The organism is Streptomyces sp. NPDC040432 (genome assembly GCF_055595445.1).
In genome coordinates this window covers 374,375-390,319 of the sequence record NZ_JBVIVP010000002.1, presented here as the reverse complement: position 1 = coordinate 390,319, position 15,945 = coordinate 374,375, and the positions used below count along the sequence as shown (strand labels likewise).

The 15,945-nt window shown below is 70.9% G+C and carries 18 protein-coding genes and 1 pseudogene; 10 read left to right on the top strand and 9 right to left on the bottom strand.

Annotated elements, in window-relative coordinates:
- Positions 1–39 precede the first annotated feature (39 nt).
- Positions 40–567: a DUF4245 domain-containing protein gene (locus ACZ58N_RS05465; RefSeq protein WP_471156562.1), complete on the top strand. Its 528-nt coding sequence runs from the start codon at positions 40–42 to the stop codon at positions 565–567.
- 183 nt (positions 568–750) lie between these two features.
- On the opposite strand, the gene ACZ58N_RS05460 is transcribed toward ACZ58N_RS05465, so the two are convergent.
- From ACZ58N_RS05460 to ACZ58N_RS05445, 4 genes are all read right to left on the bottom strand, one after another.
- Positions 751–1,338 carry a malonic semialdehyde reductase gene (locus ACZ58N_RS05460; RefSeq protein WP_389711389.1) on the bottom strand — a complete coding sequence of 196 codons (588 nt, stop codon included), beginning with the start codon at positions 1,336–1,338 and terminating at the stop codon, positions 751–753.
- A gap of 99 nt (positions 1,339–1,437) precedes the next feature.
- Positions 1,438–1,686, bottom strand: a complete 249-nt coding sequence (locus tag ACZ58N_RS05455; protein ID WP_471155901.1) for an exodeoxyribonuclease VII small subunit — start codon at positions 1,684–1,686, stop codon at positions 1,438–1,440.
- Positions 1,687–1,742: 56 nt separating this feature from the next.
- Positions 1,743–3,038, bottom strand: coding sequence for an exodeoxyribonuclease VII large subunit (gene xseA / locus ACZ58N_RS05450; RefSeq protein ID WP_471155898.1), 1,296 nt, complete (start codon positions 3,036–3,038; stop codon positions 1,743–1,745).
- Between the two features lie 9 nt (positions 3,039–3,047).
- Positions 3,048–4,445, bottom strand: a complete 1,398-nt coding sequence (locus ACZ58N_RS05445; RefSeq protein WP_471155896.1) for an APC family permease — start codon at positions 4,443–4,445, stop codon at positions 3,048–3,050.
- Between the two features lie 86 nt (positions 4,446–4,531).
- Here ACZ58N_RS05445 and ACZ58N_RS05440 point away from each other — a divergent pair, with 86 nt between their 5' ends.
- Both ACZ58N_RS05440 and ppgK read left to right on the top strand, forming a co-directional pair.
- A complete protein-coding gene (locus ACZ58N_RS05440; RefSeq protein WP_471155893.1) occupies positions 4,532–5,545 on the top strand; it encodes a 4-hydroxy-3-methylbut-2-enyl diphosphate reductase in 1,014 nt (337 codons plus the stop codon).
- Positions 5,546–5,661: 116 nt separating this feature from the next.
- Positions 5,662–6,408, top strand: a complete 747-nt coding sequence (ppgK, locus tag ACZ58N_RS05435) for a polyphosphate--glucose phosphotransferase (protein ID WP_471155890.1) — start codon at positions 5,662–5,664, stop codon at positions 6,406–6,408.
- Positions 6,409–6,442: 34 nt separating this feature from the next.
- On the opposite strand, the gene ACZ58N_RS05430 is transcribed toward ppgK, so the two are convergent.
- Positions 6,443–6,841, bottom strand: a complete 399-nt coding sequence (locus tag ACZ58N_RS05430; RefSeq protein ID WP_471155887.1) for a DUF6542 domain-containing protein — start codon at positions 6,839–6,841, stop codon at positions 6,443–6,445.
- A 287-nt stretch (positions 6,842–7,128) separates the two neighbouring features.
- Between ACZ58N_RS05430 and ychF the strand changes: the two genes are divergently transcribed.
- Positions 7,129–8,217, top strand: coding sequence for a redox-regulated ATPase YchF (gene ychF, locus ACZ58N_RS05425; RefSeq protein ID WP_471155884.1), 1,089 nt, complete (start codon positions 7,129–7,131; stop codon positions 8,215–8,217).
- An 87-nt stretch (positions 8,218–8,304) separates the two neighbouring features.
- Here ychF and ACZ58N_RS05420 read toward each other — a convergent pair whose 3' ends face one another.
- Together ACZ58N_RS05420 and ACZ58N_RS05415 are read right to left on the bottom strand one after the other, a co-directional pair.
- Positions 8,305–8,568 (bottom strand): type II toxin-antitoxin system RelE family toxin, encoded by a 264-nt coding sequence (locus ACZ58N_RS05420; protein WP_471155881.1) that lies wholly within the window; start codon positions 8,566–8,568, stop codon positions 8,305–8,307.
- Positions 8,561–8,830: a type II toxin-antitoxin system Phd/YefM family antitoxin gene (locus ACZ58N_RS05415; protein ID WP_471155880.1), complete on the bottom strand. Its 270-nt coding sequence runs from the start codon at positions 8,828–8,830 to the stop codon at positions 8,561–8,563. Before ACZ58N_RS05415 ends, ACZ58N_RS05420 begins: the two co-directional genes overlap by 8 nt.
- Before the next feature lie 245 nt (positions 8,831–9,075).
- Between ACZ58N_RS05415 and ACZ58N_RS05410 the strand changes: the two genes are divergently transcribed.
- The gene (locus ACZ58N_RS05410) at positions 9,076–9,357 is read left to right on the top strand and encodes a type II toxin-antitoxin system Phd/YefM family antitoxin (RefSeq protein WP_471155878.1); all 282 of its coding nucleotides are present in this window, start codon (positions 9,076–9,078) and stop codon (positions 9,355–9,357) included.
- A complete protein-coding gene (locus tag ACZ58N_RS05405; RefSeq protein WP_471155877.1) occupies positions 9,354–9,608 on the top strand; it encodes a Txe/YoeB family addiction module toxin in 255 nt (84 codons plus the stop codon). Before ACZ58N_RS05410 ends, ACZ58N_RS05405 begins: the two co-directional genes overlap by 4 nt.
- 28 nt (positions 9,609–9,636) lie before the next feature.
- On the opposite strand, the pseudogene ACZ58N_RS05400 reads toward ACZ58N_RS05405, so the two are convergent.
- A pseudogene (locus tag ACZ58N_RS05400) lies at positions 9,637–9,956 on the bottom strand (Uma2 family endonuclease); the annotation flags it as partial.
- A 141-nt stretch (positions 9,957–10,097) separates the two neighbouring features.
- On the opposite strand from ACZ58N_RS05400, the gene ACZ58N_RS05395 reads away from it, so the two are divergent.
- A complete protein-coding gene (locus ACZ58N_RS05395; protein WP_471155874.1) occupies positions 10,098–11,849 on the top strand; it encodes an AAA family ATPase in 1,752 nt (583 codons plus the stop codon).
- Positions 11,850–11,864: 15 nt separating this feature from the next.
- Here ACZ58N_RS05395 and ACZ58N_RS05390 read toward each other — a convergent pair whose 3' ends face one another.
- On the bottom strand, positions 11,865–12,854 hold the full coding sequence (locus tag ACZ58N_RS05390) for an SMP-30/gluconolactonase/LRE family protein (protein ID WP_471155872.1): 990 nt from the start codon (positions 12,852–12,854) through the stop codon (positions 11,865–11,867).
- An 83-nt stretch (positions 12,855–12,937) separates the two neighbouring features.
- Here ACZ58N_RS05390 and ACZ58N_RS05385 point away from each other — a divergent pair, with 83 nt between their 5' ends.
- The 3 genes from ACZ58N_RS05385 (at position 12,938) to ACZ58N_RS05375 (ending at position 15,940) form a co-directional block, all read left to right on the top strand.
- On the top strand, positions 12,938–13,375 hold the full coding sequence (locus tag ACZ58N_RS05385; protein ID WP_471155871.1) for a MarR family winged helix-turn-helix transcriptional regulator: 438 nt from the start codon (positions 12,938–12,940) through the stop codon (positions 13,373–13,375).
- Between the two features lie 135 nt (positions 13,376–13,510).
- Entirely contained in the window at positions 13,511–14,632 is a 1,122-nt protein-coding gene (locus tag ACZ58N_RS05380) for an alpha/beta hydrolase (RefSeq protein WP_471155869.1), read from the top strand.
- A 228-nt stretch (positions 14,633–14,860) separates the two neighbouring features.
- The gene (locus ACZ58N_RS05375) at positions 14,861–15,940 is read left to right on the top strand and encodes an alpha/beta hydrolase (protein ID WP_471155867.1); all 1,080 of its coding nucleotides are present in this window, start codon (positions 14,861–14,863) and stop codon (positions 15,938–15,940) included.
- Positions 15,941–15,945: the final 5 nt, after the last annotated feature.

The following is a 15,945-nucleotide window of genomic DNA, read 5'->3' as shown; positions in this document are numbered from 1 at the left end:
CGCCCCCGCGGGATGCGGGACGATGGTCCGGTGGCAGGTATGAAGGGCAAGCAGACGGTCTGGGACATGTTCCGATCGCTGGCGGTGATCGGCGTGGTCGTGGCGGGGATCTACATCTTCGTCCCGCACGACGAGGACGCCGATCCGACGCGCACGGTCGACTACCGGGTGGAGACCCTCACGGCCCGGCGCGCGGCGCCGTACCCGGTGGCGGCTCCCGTGGGGCTCCCCGCCGAGTGGCGGGCGACCTCGGTGACGTACGAGCGCAAGAACGCGAACGCCTGGCACCTGGGCTTCCTCGCCTCGGACGAGGAGTACGTGGCGGTGGAGCAGTCCACCGACGTCTCGCCGAAGTACCTCTCGAAGGTCACCCAGGGCGCCAAGGCGGCCGGGGGCACCGAGCAGATCGGTGACCGGGCCTGGGAGCGCTGGGAGGGCGAGAAGTACGACGCGCTCGTCCGGCAGGAGCAGGGCTGGGTCACCGTCGTGACCGGGAACGCCTCCTTCGAACAGCTGGCGCGGATGGCGGGGGCGCTGGAGTTCAAGCAGGGTCCGGACGCGAAGTAGGACACCGAGCAGGACGCGCCGCGGGGAACACCGCAGGACGCGCCGCGGAACCCGGCGCGGAGGCGGCGCGGGGAACACCGCGGGACGCGCCGCGGAAGTCGACACGAAGAGGCCGCCCGCCCCGGGGATTCCGGGGCGGGCGGCCTCTTCGGTGTGCTGCCCGCGTGCGCGGGGCGGCGGTGCTCAGACGGTGGTGATGACCTGGTCGAAGGCCAGGCGCGGGCTGCGCGGGTACCAGGCGGCCTCGCCCGGCTTGCCGATGTTGACGACCATGATCGGGGTGTGGTCGTCGTCCAGGAACTCCTTCTGGAGACCGGCGAAGTCCACGCCCGTCATCGGACCGGCGGCCAGACCGGCGGCGCGGACGCCGACTATGAAGTACGCGGCCTGGAGCGAGGCGTTGACCAGCGCGCTCTGCTCGCGGACCGGGCGCTCGGTGAAGAAGTCCTTGGCCTGCGGGTAGCTCGGCAGCAGCTGCGGGATCTCCTCGTGGAACTCGTTGTCCGCGGAGAGGATCGCGACCAGCGGCGCCGTGGCGGTCTTGGCCTGGTTGCCCTGGGCCATGTGCTTCACGAGGCGCTCGCGGGCCTCGGGGGAGCGGACCAGCGTGACGCGCAGCGGGGTGGCGTTGAAAGCGGTGGGGCCGAACTTCACCAGCTCGTAGATGGCCTGGACCTGCTCGTCGGTCACCGGCTCGTCGGAGAAGGTGTTGGCGGTACGGGCCTCGCGGAACAGCAGGTCCTGAGCGGCGGCGTCGAGAACGAGAGACATCGGAAAGCCTTCTTCTTTACGGAGGTGAAGCGCGATGTCTCCGACTCTAGGGCGAAAATAGGTGAAGTTTCAACTAAATTGGCGTGCGGGTGATCGAGATCACTCGGGCCGGCCCGCCCCGTCGGCGGCGTTCCCGTCCGTCCCCGCGTCCCGTGCGGCCAGCGCCGAGTCCAGCCGGGCGCGGGCCCCCTCCAGCCAGTGCCGGCAGACCTTCGCCAGCTCCTCGCCGCGCTCCCAGAGCGCCAGCGACTCCTCCAGCGAGGTTCCGCCCGCCTCCAGCTTGCGGACGACCTCGATGAGTTCGTCGCGGGCCTGCTCGTAGCCCAGCGCCGTTTCGGTGTCAGTCATTCCCGTTCCCATCGTATGTGTGTCGTACATCGAATTTGTTGCCGCAGTGTGTCGCTTCAGAGGGAGTCGCCGCCGGGACTCCCATCGCCTTCCGCGCCGACCTCCGCCTCCTGCGCCCCGTCCGTCTCCTGCGTCCCGTCCGGGACTTCCACGACCGCCACCGAGAACGCGCCCGCCGCCACCCGCGCCCGCAGCACGTCGCTCGGCGCGACCTCACCCGGGGCGCCCACCACGTGCCCGTCCGCCCGCTGGAGCACCGCGTACCCGCGCTCCAGCGTCGCCGCCGGGGACAGCGCCACCACCCGGGCCAGGGTGTGCGCCAGTTCGGAGTCGGCCCGGTCCAGCAGGTGCCCCAGCGTGCGCCGGCCGCGCGCCAGCAAGGCCTCCACCTCGTCCTCCCGGGTCTCCACCATCCGCTGCGGATGAACGAAGACCGGCCGTGCCAGGGCGTGCGCGAGCCCCCTCTCCTCCCGGTCGAGCAGCCCGCGCAGGGCCCGCAGCCCCCGGCCCTGGAGCTGACGTACGCGCTCCATCTCCTCCCCGACGTCCGGGACCACCTTCTTCGCCGCGTCCGTGGGCGTCGAGGCCCGAAGGTCCGCGACGAGGTCCAGCAGCGGGGAGTCCGGCTCGTGCCCGATCGCCGAGACCACCGGAGTACGGGCCGCCGCGACCGCTCGCACGACCTCCTCGTCCGAGAAGGGCAGCAGGTCCTCCACGCTGCCGCCGCCGCGCGCCACGATGATCACGTCCACATCGGGTCGGGCGTCCAACTCCTCGACCGCCCGCACCACCTGGGGCACCGCGTGCACCCCCTGGACGGCCACGTTGCGGACCTCGAAGCGGACGGCGGGCCACCGCCGCCGGGCGTTCTCCAGGACGTCCCGCTCGGCCGCCGACGCACGGCCCACCACCAACCCGATCAGCTGCGGCAGGAACGGCAGCGGCTTCTTGCGGTCCAGGGCGAACAAGCCCTCCGCCGCCAAGGACCGCTTGAGCCGCTCCAACCGGGCCAACAGCTCCCCGATGCCGACCGGCCGGATCTCCGTCACCCGCAGGGACAACTGGCCGCGCGGGGCGTACCACTCGGGCTTCGCCAGGACGACGACCCGCGAGCCCTCCGTCACCGCGTCCGCGACCTCCTCGAAGACCTGCCGGAAGCAGGTCACGCTGACGGAGATGTCGTGCGACGGATCGCGCAACGTCAGGAAGACCACCCCCGCACCCGGCCGCCGGGACAGCTGCGTGATCTGCCCCTCCACCCACACCTGACCCAACCGGTCGATCCAGCCCCCGATGAGCCGGGACACCTGACCGACCGGCAGCGGCGCATCAGCCGACGTATTCAGACCCATGCACGCAGGCTAGTCGCCGGGGCCGACACCGCTACCGGGCCCGTCGGACCGTTCCCCGGCGCGTCGGCCCCGCTGGGCCACCAACACCCCCAGGCCCACCGCCAGCCACACCGCCCCCACGACCTGCGCCTCCCACGACGCCTCCACGATCACGGCGACGGTCACCACCGCGCCCAGCGCCGGAACCACCAGGTGCTTCCACCAGTTCACCGGGCCGCCCGCGCGCCGCACCACGAACCAGCCCACCACCGAGGCGTGCAGCAACGTGAACGCCACCAGCGCCCCCACGTCCACCACCGACACCAGGTGGTCGAGGCCGTCGTCGCGGCGCGCCGCCCACACCGCCGCCACCAACGTCACCGTCGCCGCCACCAGCAGCGCCGCCCGCGGAGTGCCGTCCGACGTACGGGACAGGACCCGCGGCAGCCGGCCCTCCCGCGCCATCGCGAACAGCAGCCGGCCGGCCGCCGCCTGCCCGGCCAGCGCCGCGAACGCCGCCCCGATCGCCTTGCTCACCGCCACCAGGTCGTGCAGCCACGCCCCCGTCGCGGACTCGACGGTGTCGTAGAACGCGGGACCCTGGAGCCCGGGATCCGCGGCCAGCTCGGCCGACGACACCGGGGTCAGCAGCGCCGCCAGATAGGTCTGCGCGATGAACAGCACCCCGGTCACCGCAAGACAGAACAGCACCGCCCGCGCCACCCGCGCGGAACCACCCGTCACCTCCTCGGCGAACGAGGCGATGGCGTCGAACCCCAGGTAGGACAGGACGGCGACCGACACCGCGCCCAGCACGGCGGCCACCGAGAAACCGAGCGAACCGTCACCCGTCAGCGGGGACAGCCAGCCCCGCCGCGCCCCGCCGTCGACCAGCGCCACCACCGCCGCGACCAGGAAGACGAGCAGGACCACGATCTCCATGGCCAGCACGGCGAACCCCACCCGGGCGGCGGCCCGCACCCCCCACAGGTTCAACGCCGTCGTGATCACGACGGCGAGGGCCGTCCACACCCACCGGGAAACCTCCGGGACCAGCGCGTTCATCGCGATCCCGGAGAACAGGTACGCCACGGCCGGGATCAGCAGGTAGTCCAGCATCGCCATCCAGCCGGCGATCAGCCCCGGCCCCTCCCCGAGGCCCTTGCGGGCGTACGTGAAGACCGAGCCGGCCTGCGGGGCCACCCGCACCATCTGTGCGTAGCTGAACGCGGTGAACGCCATCGCGACCGTCGCGACCAGGTACACGAGCGCGACCGCCCCGTGCGACTTGGCGTCCAGGGTGCCGAACACCCCCACCGGAGCCATGGGCGCGATGAAGAGCAGACCGTAGACGACCAGGTCCCGGAAGCCGAGGTTCCGCCGTAGGGCGGTGGGTGCGGGCGTACCGGAATCCGTGACGGACGCCATCCGTCCTCCGAGGGATAGGCGGGACAGGCTTTCGGGCCAGTGTGTGCCGGACGGGGGACGTACGGCCTGCTGGAGCCCCCCGTACGATGGAGGGCATGACTGCACCCGCCCCCGCTCCCGCATCCCGCCGCGTCCTGCTCGCCGCCCCCCGCGGCTACTGCGCGGGCGTGGACCGAGCCGTGATCGCCGTCGAGAAGGCCCTGGAGCAGTACGGTGCGCCGGTCTACGTACGCCACGAGATCGTGCACAACAAGTACGTCGTCCAGACGCTGGAGAAGAAGGGCGCCATCTTCGTCGAGCGGACGGAGGAGGTCCCCGAGGGCTCCATCGTGATGTTCTCGGCGCACGGGGTGGCCCCCGTCGTCCACGAGGAGGCCGCCCGCGGCAAGCTCGCGACGATCGACGCCACCTGCCCCCTGGTCACCAAGGTGCACAAGGAAGCGATCCGCTACGCGAACGAGGACTTCGACATCCTCCTCATCGGCCACGAGGGCCACGAGGAGGTCATCGGCACCTCCGGCGAGGCGCCGGACCACATCACGATCGTCGACGGCCCCGACGACGTCGCGAACGTGCAGGTGCGCGACGAGTCGAAGGTCGTCTGGCTGTCGCAGACCACCCTCTCCGTCGACGAGACGATGGAGACGGTCGACGCCCTGAAGACCAAGTTCCCGCTGCTCGTCTCCCCGCCGAGCGACGACATCTGCTACGCCACCTCGAACCGGCAGGCCGCCGTCAAGGTGATGGGCGCCGACTCCGACCTCGTCATCGTCGTCGGGTCGAAGAACTCCTCGAACTCCATCCGCCTCGTCGAGGTCGCCCTCGACGCCGGCGCGCGCGCCGCCCACCTGGTCGACTTCGCGTCGGAGATCGACGAGGCCTGGCTGGAGGGCGTCACCACCGTCGGCCTCACCTCGGGCGCCTCCGTGCCGGAGGTGCTGGTCGAGGAGGTCCTGGAATGGCTGACGCAGCGCGGCTACGCCGATGTCGAGATCGTCAAGACCGCCGAGGAGTCGATCGTCTTCTCCCTCCCGAAGGAACTGCGCCGCGACCTGCGCGCCGAGGCCGCGGGGCTGCTCGCGGCCGGGCCGGACGCCTAGGACGTCCGCGGAGCCCGGGGAGCGCGGGGCGGTGCGGTCGGCCCCGGGGACCGGGATGACGGGCCCGGCGGCGCGGACGACTAGCTCCCGGGGCGCCCGCTTCGTACGGTGATCCCATGGAGATCTTCGGTGTGGACATCGGCGGTTCAGGGATCAAGGGCGCTCCCGTGGACCTGGACCGCGGCGAGCTGGCCCAGGAGCGCCACAAAGTACTGACACCGCACCCGGCCACCCCCGAAGGGGTCGCCGGGTGCGTTGCCGAGGTGGTCGACGCCTTCTCGTGGAAGGGCCCGATCGGGGTCACCTTCCCGGGCGTGGTCACGCACGGCATCACCCGGACGGCCGCCAACGTGGACCAGGGGTGGATCGACCTCGACGCGGCGTCCCTGCTCTCCTCCCGCCTGGGCGGCAGGAAGGTCACCGTCCTCAACGACGCCGACGCGGCGGGGATCGCAGAGATCACCTACGGGGCCGGCCGCGACGTCTCGGGCACCGTCATCCTGCTCACCCTCGGTACGGGCATCGGCAGCGCGGTCTTCCGGGACGGCCGACTCGTACCGAACACCGAGCTCGGGCACCTCGAACTGAAGGGCCACGACGCGGAGACGCGCGCCTCCGTCAAGGCCAAGGAGGACGGCGACCTCAGCTGGCCGCACTGGGCCCGACGCCTGGAGAAGTACCTGGCCCACGTGGAGATGCTGTTCTCCCCGGACCTGTTCGTGCTCGGCGGCGGCGTCAGCCGCAAGCCCGAGAAGTTCCTCCCGCTGATCGAGGGCATCCGGGCCGAGATCGTCCCGGCGAAGCTGCAGAACGACGCCGGCATCGTCGGCGCGGCGATGGCGGCGCGGGACCTGGCGAAGTAGGCGGAGCAGGGCCGGTCAGGCCGCTCGGCGCGGTCTAGTACGCCGTCGTGCCGCGTCGGGCGGCGCGGCGGCGGCCGCTCAGCACAGCGCGGCGCGCCAGCGCGATGAGGGCGGCGATCAGGGTGCCCGCGTACAGCCACCCGGCGTGCAGGGAGAGCGCGGACACCACGCCCATGAGCTCCCCGGCGAAGCCTCCGGAGCCGCCGGACACGGGCCACACCCCGGCGGCGAAGGCGATCGGGACGGAGACCGGCGCCGTGATCAGGTCGGCCGGCCGCACCCACAACGCCGTGGCGGCGGCGACCGGCAGGAAGAGCAGCCCGTACACGAACAGCGAGGAGCCGAAGAGCAGCCAGGAGATCCCGGCGGCCAGCAGCATGCCGGTGCACGCGAGCAGCCCGCCGCCGAGCCCGGTCAGCCGGGGCCGGGGCATCCGGCGACGACGCCCGGCCGGAGGCCTGGGCCCGGGCCGCTGCGCCTGCGCGGGTACGCCGCCGACGGGCACCGGGCGGCGGGGCGCCGGGGGCTCGTGAGGCGGCTGGGGCGCCTGAGGGTGACGTACCGAACGCATCCTGTATTGCTCCACCCCACCAAACTAGGCGGGAGGCCCCCCGTACGGCCGCCCGGACACGCGTACATCGAGTGGCACTCATCTGAAAGTAAACTGTCCGGTGGCCCACTCCGGGCCGCCGCCCCCTCCAGCTACGGGAAGTCGCCAACGTGTCGCTCACGATCGGAATCGTCGGCCTGCCGAATGTCGGCAAGTCGACCCTGTTCAACGCCCTGACCAAGAACGACGTGCTGGCGGCCAACTACCCGTTCGCCACCATCGAGCCGAACGTCGGCGTCGTCGGCGTCCCGGACCCGCGTCTGGCCGTCCTCGCGGGCATCTTCGGCTCCCAGAAGGTCCTCCCGGCGACCGTCGACTTCGTCGACATCGCCGGCATCGTGCGCGGCGCCTCGGAGGGCGAGGGCCTCGGCAACAAGTTCCTCGCGAACATCCGCGAGTCCGACGCGATCTGCCAGGTCATCCGTGCCTTCAAGGACGAGAACGTCGTGCACGTCGACGGCAAGGTCTCGCCCAAGGACGACATCGAGACGATCAACACCGAGCTGATCCTCGCCGACCTCCAGTCCATCGAGAAGGCGGAGCCCCGCCTGGCGAAGGAGTCCCGCCTCCAGAAGGAGAAGGTCGCGGTCCTCGCGGCCGTCGTCGAGGCGAAGAAGATCCTCGAAGCCGGCGACACCCTCTTCTCGAAGGGCATCACCAAGGGCACGGAGCGGGGCGACCTCCTCCACGAGCTGCACCTCCTCACCACGAAGCCGTTCCTCTACGTCTTCAACGTCGACGAGGACGAGCTGACCGACGAGGCCTTCAAGGACGAGCAGCGCGCGCTGGTCGCCCCGGCCGAGGCGATCTTCCTCAACGCGAAGCTGGAGCAGGAGCTCATCGAGCTGGAGGACGACGAGGCGCTCGAACTCCTCCAGTCGGTCGGCCAGGAGGAGCCCGGCATGGCCACCCTCGGCCGCGTCGGCTTCACGACCCTGGGCCTCCAGACCTACCTGACGGCCGGCCCGAAGGAAACCCGCGCCTGGACCATCAAGAAGGGCGCCACGGCCCCCGAGGCGGCGGGCGTCATCCACACCGACTTCCAGCGCGGCTTCATCAAGGCCGAGGTCATCTCCTTCGCCGACCTGGTCGAATGCGGCTCGGTGGCCGAGGCCCGCGCGAAGGGCAAGGCCCGCATGGAGGGCAAGGAGTACGTCATGCAGGACGGCGACGTGGTGGAGTTCCGCTTCAACGTCTGAGTGCACACCCGTAGACGGCCTGACCTGCTGCGAGAACGCGGGTCAGGCCGCTGCGCTGTCCGCGACAGTCCGCGACACCTGGAGCGGCTACGTGTCGTAGACCGTGGAGCGGTGTCCGACGTGTACGACCCACACCACCAGTTCCCCGTTGTCGATCGTGTAGACGACACGGTGGTCGCCGAATCGTAGGCGGCGGCGCTCAGGCTGGGATGCGAGTGCGGTGGTGTTGAAGCCGAAGGGGTCGCTCTCCAGCTCCGTCAGTTCGGCCAGGATGCGAAGAGTCATGTCGCGCGGGATCTTGCGCAGCTCGGCTTGGGCCTCGGGCCGGAACACCGTGCGGTAGTCACTCACGGCGTGCCAGCGTCTCCCTCATCACGTCCTCGATCGGGACGCCTGCGGCCGGGCCGGCCATGCGCTCGTCGATGATGCGGTTGATCTCGCGCTCTTCCCACTCCTGGTACTTGCGCAGCACCTCGATCGAGACCACGGCGGCCACCTGTTTGCCGCGGCGGGTGATGACAGTGGGTACGTCGTCGCGGTCGGCCCGTTCGACGACTTCGGCCAAGTGGGCGCGTACGTCGCGGATGGACTCCATGGGCAGCGGCTGAGTCATGCTTCAAAGGTACCGAGTGTGCCATGTGTACACAATCTAGGATCTCCGTACTCGTTGGGATGACTTACCGACCGGTTCGACGCGCTACGCCGACGCGCCCGGCGACACGTCGAGGAGCTGTTGCAGAAGTCGCAGGCGTGTCTTCCGCGCCTCGACGTTCAGCCGCCCGTCCGGTGGTTCACCCTGCGCGAGGCGCGTGGGGAGTGGTACGTTATTAGGTACCACTCCAGGGGAGGAGTCAGGTCATGTCCATCACCGCGAGCGAAGCCCGCAAGGAACTCTTTCCGCTGATCAAGAAGGTCAACGAGAATCACGAGGCCATCGAGATCGTCTCGAAGCACGGTAACGCTGTGCTCGTCTCGGCAGAGGACTATGCGGCGCTGCGCGAGGGCTCGTACCTGCTGCGCTCTCCGGCGAACGCCCGCCGGCTGCTCAAGGCGTATGAGAACGCACTGGCCCACATCAACGTGTCGGAGCGCGAGCTGATCGATCCGGACTCGGCGGACGCGGGTGCGGGTGCCGGGTGAGGCTCGTCTTCGAGGATCAGGGCTGGGAGGACTACACGTCCTGGCTCAAGAACGACCGCAAGATGCTCGCCCGAATCAACAAGCTCATCGAGGACATCAGGCGTGACCCGTTCTCAGGTATCGGCAAGCCCGAACCTTTGAAGTACCACCTGCCTGGCGCGTGGTCGCGGCGGATCGACGACGAGCACCGCCTCGTCTACCTGGTGACGGACAAAGAGGTCGTCGTCCTCGCGGCTCGGTACCACTACTGACCGCCAGTGCTGGGACGGTGCCGACTTTTCAGCTGCTTCGGGGCGGCGTGAGCTTGTCGAGGTCTGGCTGATCGCGAAGGGCACCGGGTGCTGGGGGTGTTGCGGAAGATTCCGGTGGGGGCGTAGGCGCCGGTGGGTTCGTCGAGTTCGTGGACGTGGACGACGGGTGCCCCGTCCTCGTCCTCGATGCACCGGTAGTGCGGGCTTGATGGTCATCTCGCGGCCGACAGGTGTCGGCGGGCACCTGCTCCATGAGTGCGACGGTGAGCATGGTGACGAGGTGGCCGTGCGACCACCTCTGGCGGGAAGGCGGTCGAGGTCCTCCGCGAACCAACCTTCCGCGCGCGGCGCCGGCCGTTTCCGGTGGGCCGCCTTCGAGGTTGTCCGGCGGGGGGTCGAGGCCCGCGTCCAGCCGCTCGCGGGTGCCGCTCGGGGTGGGGCAACTGACGTAAGGTCAGCGGGGATCGGGCGGAATCGGGGGAGCGTGTGATGTCGGGACCGGCCGTGTCGGGGCGGGCAGCCAGGAAGTGCGAGCGGGCGTGGGTCGATGGTGTCGCGCACCTGCGGCGAGGTGACCGGCAGGCGGCCGGGGAGGCCTTCCGGACGGCGGTCGGGCACGATCCGTCGGCGGCCGATGCCTGGCTGGGGATGCACGCCGCGGGACTGGGCCGGGGTGAGGCCATCGAGGCGATGTACGCGCAGTCGCACTCCTTCGGCGCCCTGCGCGCGCGACTCCGTACGCCGCTGGTCTCGCGGTTCCGGATCGGCGGGTACGTGGACTTCCGCCTGGAGTCGCGCCGGGACGTGTGGCTCGCGAAGGCCGCGAAGCTGCTGGACGAGGGCCGGCCCGACGAGGCGTGGCAGATGCTGTCGTCCGCGCTGCTCGACTGTGACGAGACCCGGTTCGTGCTCGCCCGGTACGCCTTCACCAAGCGGGACTGGCCCCTGCTGCTGAGGTTCGCGCCCGGCATCGGCGACGCCTTCCTGCTCGACGAGTCGCAGCTCTACGTCGCGGCCGGCCTGGTGGCGCAGGGCGTCCACCACGAGGCGCTCAACGTGCTGCGCCCGCTGCCGCACGCCCTGCGGGACAACACCGGTTTCCTCGGCGAGGTCTGTTACCTGCGCGGCCGTGCGTACGAGGAGCTCGGGCGGCCCGAGGAGGCGCTGAAGCAGTTCCAGACGGCGTTCCGTCACAGCCCCGGGCTGGCCGACGTCGCCGAGCGGGCCCGGGCGGTCACCCCGCCGCCCCCTTCCACCCCGCCGCCCCCTCCCACCTCGCCGCCCGCCGTACGGCCCGTCCCCGCCCAGGCCGGTCCCCCGCGCGTGCGGCCGGACGGGGCGGCGGCGGGGCCGAGCGACGAGGACCGTACGGCGATGCTCGACGCGGCGATGGCCGAGCTGGACGCGATGGTGGGCCTGGCCCCGGTCAAGCGCCAGATCCGCGCCCTGTCCGCCCAGCTGAGGATGGCAGCGGTACGCCGGGCGCAGGGGATCGGCGCGGCGCCGGCGCCCGTGCACCTGGTGTTCGCGGGGCCGCCCGGCACCGGGAAGACGACGGTCGCCCGGATCGTCGGCCAGATCTTCGCCGGGCTCGGCATGCTGGAGCGCGGTCACGTCGTCGAGGTCCAGCGGGTGGACCTCGTGGGGCAGCACCTCGGGTCGACGGCGCTGAAGACCACCGGGGCCGTCGACCGGGCGCTGGGCGGGGTCCTCTTCGTCGACGAGGCGTACGCACTGGTCAACGACGGGTACAGCGGCGGGGACGCCTTCGGCAACGAGGCGCTCCAGGTGCTCCTGAAGCGGGCCGAGGACGATCGGCACCGCCTGGTCGTCGTGCTCGCCGGGTACCCGCAGGAGATCAGGGAGCTGCTGTCCGCCAACCCCGGTCTCATCTCCCGGTTCAACACGCGGGTCGACTTCCCGGCCTACTCGGCCGAGGAACTGGTCCTGATCGCCGAGTCCTTCTTCCGCCGGCAGAACGACGTCCTCAGCGACGACGCGGCGGCGGCGCTGCGCGACTGCTGCGAACGCGTCGTGCTCGACGCGCTCATCGACCGGCTCGGCAACGGCCGTTTCGCCCGGGAGTTGGCGTCGAAGGCGGCCAAGGCGCGGGACCTGAGGGTCATCGACGTGCTCGACGGCTCCCGGGACCCGTCGATCGACGAGGCGACCACCGTCCACGTCCACGACGTCGCGCAGGCCTACCGGGAGCTCGCGGAGGGTGCCGAGCCGGACTGGTGACAGCGGGGGCCGCCCTCAGAAGCCCCGGACCGAGGCGATCGTGAACGTCGTCGGCGCGCCCGTGGACGGGGTCAGCGGCCCGTCCTTGTCGAACTGGGAGCGGACCACCAGGGTGCGGCCGGGGCGGTGGGTCAGGGTCGTGGGGATCTGTAGGGAGGGGTCCGTCAGGGTGCCGGTCAGTCGGCCCCGGGTGCCGTCGGCGGAGAGCTTCCAGCGGGTCAGGGTGTTGGGGACGTTCTGGGCGACCCGGAGCGTCCCGTCGGGGGAGAGGTCGAGCCCGTCGGGGGAGGCGAGCTTCCCGCCGGTCAGGGCGACGCGGCTGACGGCGCCCGTGCGGAGGTCGACGCGCAGCAGCTCGCCCTCCGGCATGTCGACGGTGAGGAGGTAGCGGCCCGCCGGGTCCGCGACGATGCCGTTGAGGCTGAAGCCGCCGGCCGGACGGGGCCGCAGGGCCGGCGTCAGGTCGTACGCGACGCGCAGCCGGCCGTCACCGGAGGCCAGTTGCTCCGGGGTGACCCGGTAGATCACCCCGCGCAGGCTGTCCGTGAGGTACGCGGAGCCGTCGGGTGTGATGGCGAGGTCGTTGACGAAGCGGGGGGCGTCCCCGGGCACCTCGAAGCGGGCCGTGCGGGCGCCGGTCCGGGTGTCGTACACGGTGACGCCCCGGGTGGAGTCGGTGACCCAGAGGCGGCCGTGCGCGTCCACGCGCAGGCCGTTCGCCGTGGTGCGGCCGTCGGTGCCCGCCGGGAGGAAGGCCTCGGCGCGGCGGGCTCCCGGGCGGGCCCGGTAGACGGTGCCGTCCGCGTACGAGCCGACGTAGATCGTGCCCGTGCGCGCGTCGGCGGCTATGCCCTCGGGGTAGACCTTCGCGCCGGGCAGCGTGAAGGCGGTGGTGACCCGGACGGCGGACCCGGACGTCCCGGACGTCCCGGACGGCGCGGGCGCCGCCCCCAGCGACAGCGCCGCGGCCAGCGCGAGGGGTACGGGCATGAGCTTCGACCACATGGGCACAGGTGTCCTCTTTCGATCAGGTGAGTACGCAGACTAGTTAGAGCTCTAATGATTGGCAAGGGTCGTAGGATGCCCCCATGACTTCCATGCCCGCCGAGGAGCGCATCGGCTCGCACGTCAAGCGCGCCGAGCAGGCGCTCCTCGGGGCGAAGAACGCCGCCCTCAAGCCGGCCGCAGTAACGGTTCCGCAGTACGCGGCCCTCTACTGGCTCGGTGAGAACTCCGGCATTTCGGCGGCCGCCCTGTCCCGCCTCTGCGGGGTCACCCCGCCGACCATGAACACGGTGCTGAAGAACCTCCAGGAACGCGGTCTCATCGAACGGACCCCGCACGCGTGGCACCGCAACGTCCTGGAGACCCGCCTCACCGAGGAGGGGCGCGCCGTGCTGGACCAGGCCGACGAGGCCGCCGTACGGGTCGAACGCGCGCTCGCCGCCGCCTTCTCCGAGGAGGAGCGGGAGCAGCTCGTCGGGTTGCTGGGCCGCTGCGCCGAGGTGCTCGACACCTTGCGGTAACCCCCGACTCCGGCTTTTCGGGGCAAGTTCTTGCCCTGTTGTGGAACTGTCCCGGGCAATCGCCCATCAGAACCAACGGGATGTCCAGCCGTTCTGTCCCGCCCGGGACAGTCATGACCGTTCGGAGCGAAGTTCGTGCACCAGTACCCGCAGCAGCCGTCCAGTGGCGAGCCCGAGCGCGCGCCCAAGCGGTCCCGCCGCGCGATATGGATCGGCGCGGGCGTCGCCTGCGCGCTGGTCCTCGGCGGTGGGGGCTTCGCCGCCTGGAAGTACGAGTGGTTCTCCGGCAACGGCGAGGCCGTCAGCTTCGGGAAGAACCAGGGCGCCGCGTCCGACGGCGGGGCGAAGTCCAAGGCGCAGTCCCCCGACGCCGCCCCGGCCACGCCGAGCGGCGACCCGGACGTGCTCCTGCCCTCGGGGCCGAAGGCCGCCTTCAAGCAGACCGCCAAGCTCGACGACGGCACGATCATCGCCAAGACCCGGCTGGCCGGGGCCAAATCGGGCTTCACGGGCGACGTCTGGGTCTGGGCCCCCAAGGAGTACGACGACCCGAAGTACGCGAAGAGCGCCTTCCCGGTCCTCATCGCGCTGCCCGGCGGCAACGGCTACCCGGACAACTACTGGTCCGACCGCAGCCTCGGCCTCCAGAAGGCCGTCAGCGAGGGCGCCAAGGCCGGCAGCAGCCTGCCCTTCATCCTGGTCATGCCCGTCCTCAACCCGGACGCCAAGTACTACTACGACGGCTCCGACATACCCGGGCAGGCGAAGATGGGCACCTGGATATCCGAGGACATACCGGACTTCGCCCGCGCCAATTTCCGCACGTACAAGTCCCGCGACGGGTGGGCCTTCATGGGCAACTCCTCCGGCGCCTTCGTCGGCCTCAAGCACGTCATGCAGCACCCGGACAAGTTCAAGGCCGTGATCGCCAACGGTGGTGAGATCGTTCCCGACTCCCCGTTGTGGAAGGGCCACCAGGCGGAGATGGACGCCAACAATCCGGAGAAGCTCGCGCAGAAGCTGATCGACACCAAGGGCCCCGAGGTCCACGTCGCCTTCCAGTACGGGACCAAGGAGGGCGGTCGCGCCCGCCTGGACAAGTTCCGGCAGCAGTTCGGCAAGGGCCCCGTCAAGGTCACCATCCACGAGATCGTGGGCGGCGACCACAACGGCTGGGACTACGTCCGGGGCATGAAGGAGAGCGCCCTGGCGGAGGTCAGCAAGGTCCTGAAGGCGCCGAAGCCCGACGCGGGCTGATCCGCCCGGCCCGGCCGGGCCCCCGCCGCGCCCGGCCCCGCCCGTGCCCGGCTCCCGCCCGGCCGTGACCCGCGCACCCGTTCCCGCCCTCCCCGCGTGGCCCTCGCCACGTCGCCCCGCTCCCAGGCAACCCTTACGGTCGTTCACACCTCTGTCAGGTGTGTAAGGGGGACCTATCGGTCCGACTCGCGCCCAACCAGGGCGCCGCAGAAGGAACGGGAACAATCCGTGCAGCATGACCAGCAAGGCGGCGACAGCCCCACGACCGGGGGTCGTCGTCGCCCGAAGCTTCGGCGTCCGGTGTTGATCGGCGGGCTCGCCCTCCTCCTCGTCGCCGGGGGCGGCGGGGCGGCGTACATGACCGGCCTCTTCTCGGACATAGGGGATCCGGTGTCCTTCGGGAAGATCCAGGAGTCGGCCGCCGCCGAGGACATCCGGCCCGAGGTGCTGATGCCCACCGGCCCGAAGGCCTCGTTCAGCCGTACGAGCAGGCTGCCGGACGGCACCCAGATCGCCGTGACCACCCTGACCGGGGCGAAGTCGGGCTTCACCGGGGACGTGTGGGTGTGGGTGCCGAAGGAGTACGACGACCCGCGGTACGCCAAGAGCGGCTTCCCGGTGCTGATCGCCCTGCCCGGAGGTCGCGGCTACCCCAAGAACTACTGGGGCACCGGGCCCGGGCTCGGCCTCCAGCAGGCCGTGATCGACGGGGCGAGGGAGGGCACCAGCCTGCCCTTCATCCTCGTCATGCCGGTGATCAACGCCGACACCAAGAACCACTTCGACGGCTCGGACATCCCCGGCCAGCCGAAGATGGGCACCTGGATGGCGGATGACGTCCCGGATTTCACGAAGGCCAATTTCCGCACCTTCACCTCGCGCGACGGATGGGCTTTCATGGGTTCCTCCTCGGGCGGATTCGGGGCCTTCAAGCACGTCCTGAAGTACCCGGAACGCTTCAAGGCGGTCATCGCCAGCGGCGTCGACTTCGTCCCCGATTCCCCGCTGTGGAAGGGGAACCGGCAGGCCATGGACGAGAACAACCCGGAGAAGCTCGCCGAGAAGCTGATCAGGACGGGCGGCCCCGACGTCTGGATCAACTTCCAGATCGGGACGAAGGAGAGCGGCCGGGAAGCGGCCGAGAAGTTCATGAAGCAGCACGGCAGGGGCCCCGTGCACACCCGGCTCCAGGTGATCCAGGATGGTGAGCACAACGGGAAGTCCTACGTACGGGGGATGAGGGAGGGTTCGCTGGCGTGGATCAGCAAGGTGTTGCGAGCGCCGACACCCGAACCCGCCGTGCGCTGAGCCCG

Excerpts from the sequence above, each read along its gene's own strand:
- ACZ58N_RS05430 (WP_471155887.1), bottom strand. The coding sequence starts at position 6,841 with ATGCCCCGGCCCCGGCTGACCGGGCTCGGCGGCGGGCTGCTCGCGTGC.
- xseA (WP_471155898.1), bottom strand. The coding sequence starts at position 3,038 with ATGGGTCTGAATACGTCGGCTGATGCGCCGCTGCCGGTCGGTCAGGTG.
- ppgK (WP_471155890.1), top strand. The coding sequence starts at position 5,662 with ATGGAGATCTTCGGTGTGGACATCGGCGGTTCAGGGATCAAGGGCGCT.
- ACZ58N_RS05385 (WP_471155871.1), top strand. The coding sequence starts at position 12,938 with ATGACTTCCATGCCCGCCGAGGAGCGCATCGGCTCGCACGTCAAGCGC.
- ACZ58N_RS05460 (WP_389711389.1), bottom strand. The coding sequence starts at position 1,338 with ATGTCTCTCGTTCTCGACGCCGCCGCTCAGGACCTGCTGTTCCGCGAG.
- ACZ58N_RS05390 (WP_471155872.1), bottom strand. The coding sequence starts at position 12,854 with ATGTGGTCGAAGCTCATGCCCGTACCCCTCGCGCTGGCCGCGGCGCTG.
- ACZ58N_RS05415 (WP_471155880.1), bottom strand. The coding sequence starts at position 8,830 with ATGACTCAGCCGCTGCCCATGGAGTCCATCCGCGACGTACGCGCCCAC.
- ACZ58N_RS05455 (WP_471155901.1), bottom strand. The coding sequence starts at position 1,686 with ATGACTGACACCGAAACGGCGCTGGGCTACGAGCAGGCCCGCGACGAA.
- ACZ58N_RS05410 (WP_471155878.1), top strand. The coding sequence starts at position 9,076 with ATGTCCATCACCGCGAGCGAAGCCCGCAAGGAACTCTTTCCGCTGATC.
- ACZ58N_RS05395 (WP_471155874.1), top strand. The coding sequence starts at position 10,098 with ATGTCGGGACCGGCCGTGTCGGGGCGGGCAGCCAGGAAGTGCGAGCGG.
- ACZ58N_RS05465 (WP_471156562.1), top strand. The coding sequence starts at position 40 with ATGAAGGGCAAGCAGACGGTCTGGGACATGTTCCGATCGCTGGCGGTG.
- ACZ58N_RS05445 (WP_471155896.1), bottom strand. The coding sequence starts at position 4,445 with ATGGCGTCCGTCACGGATTCCGGTACGCCCGCACCCACCGCCCTACGG.
- ACZ58N_RS05440 (WP_471155893.1), top strand. The coding sequence starts at position 4,532 with ATGGAGGGCATGACTGCACCCGCCCCCGCTCCCGCATCCCGCCGCGTC.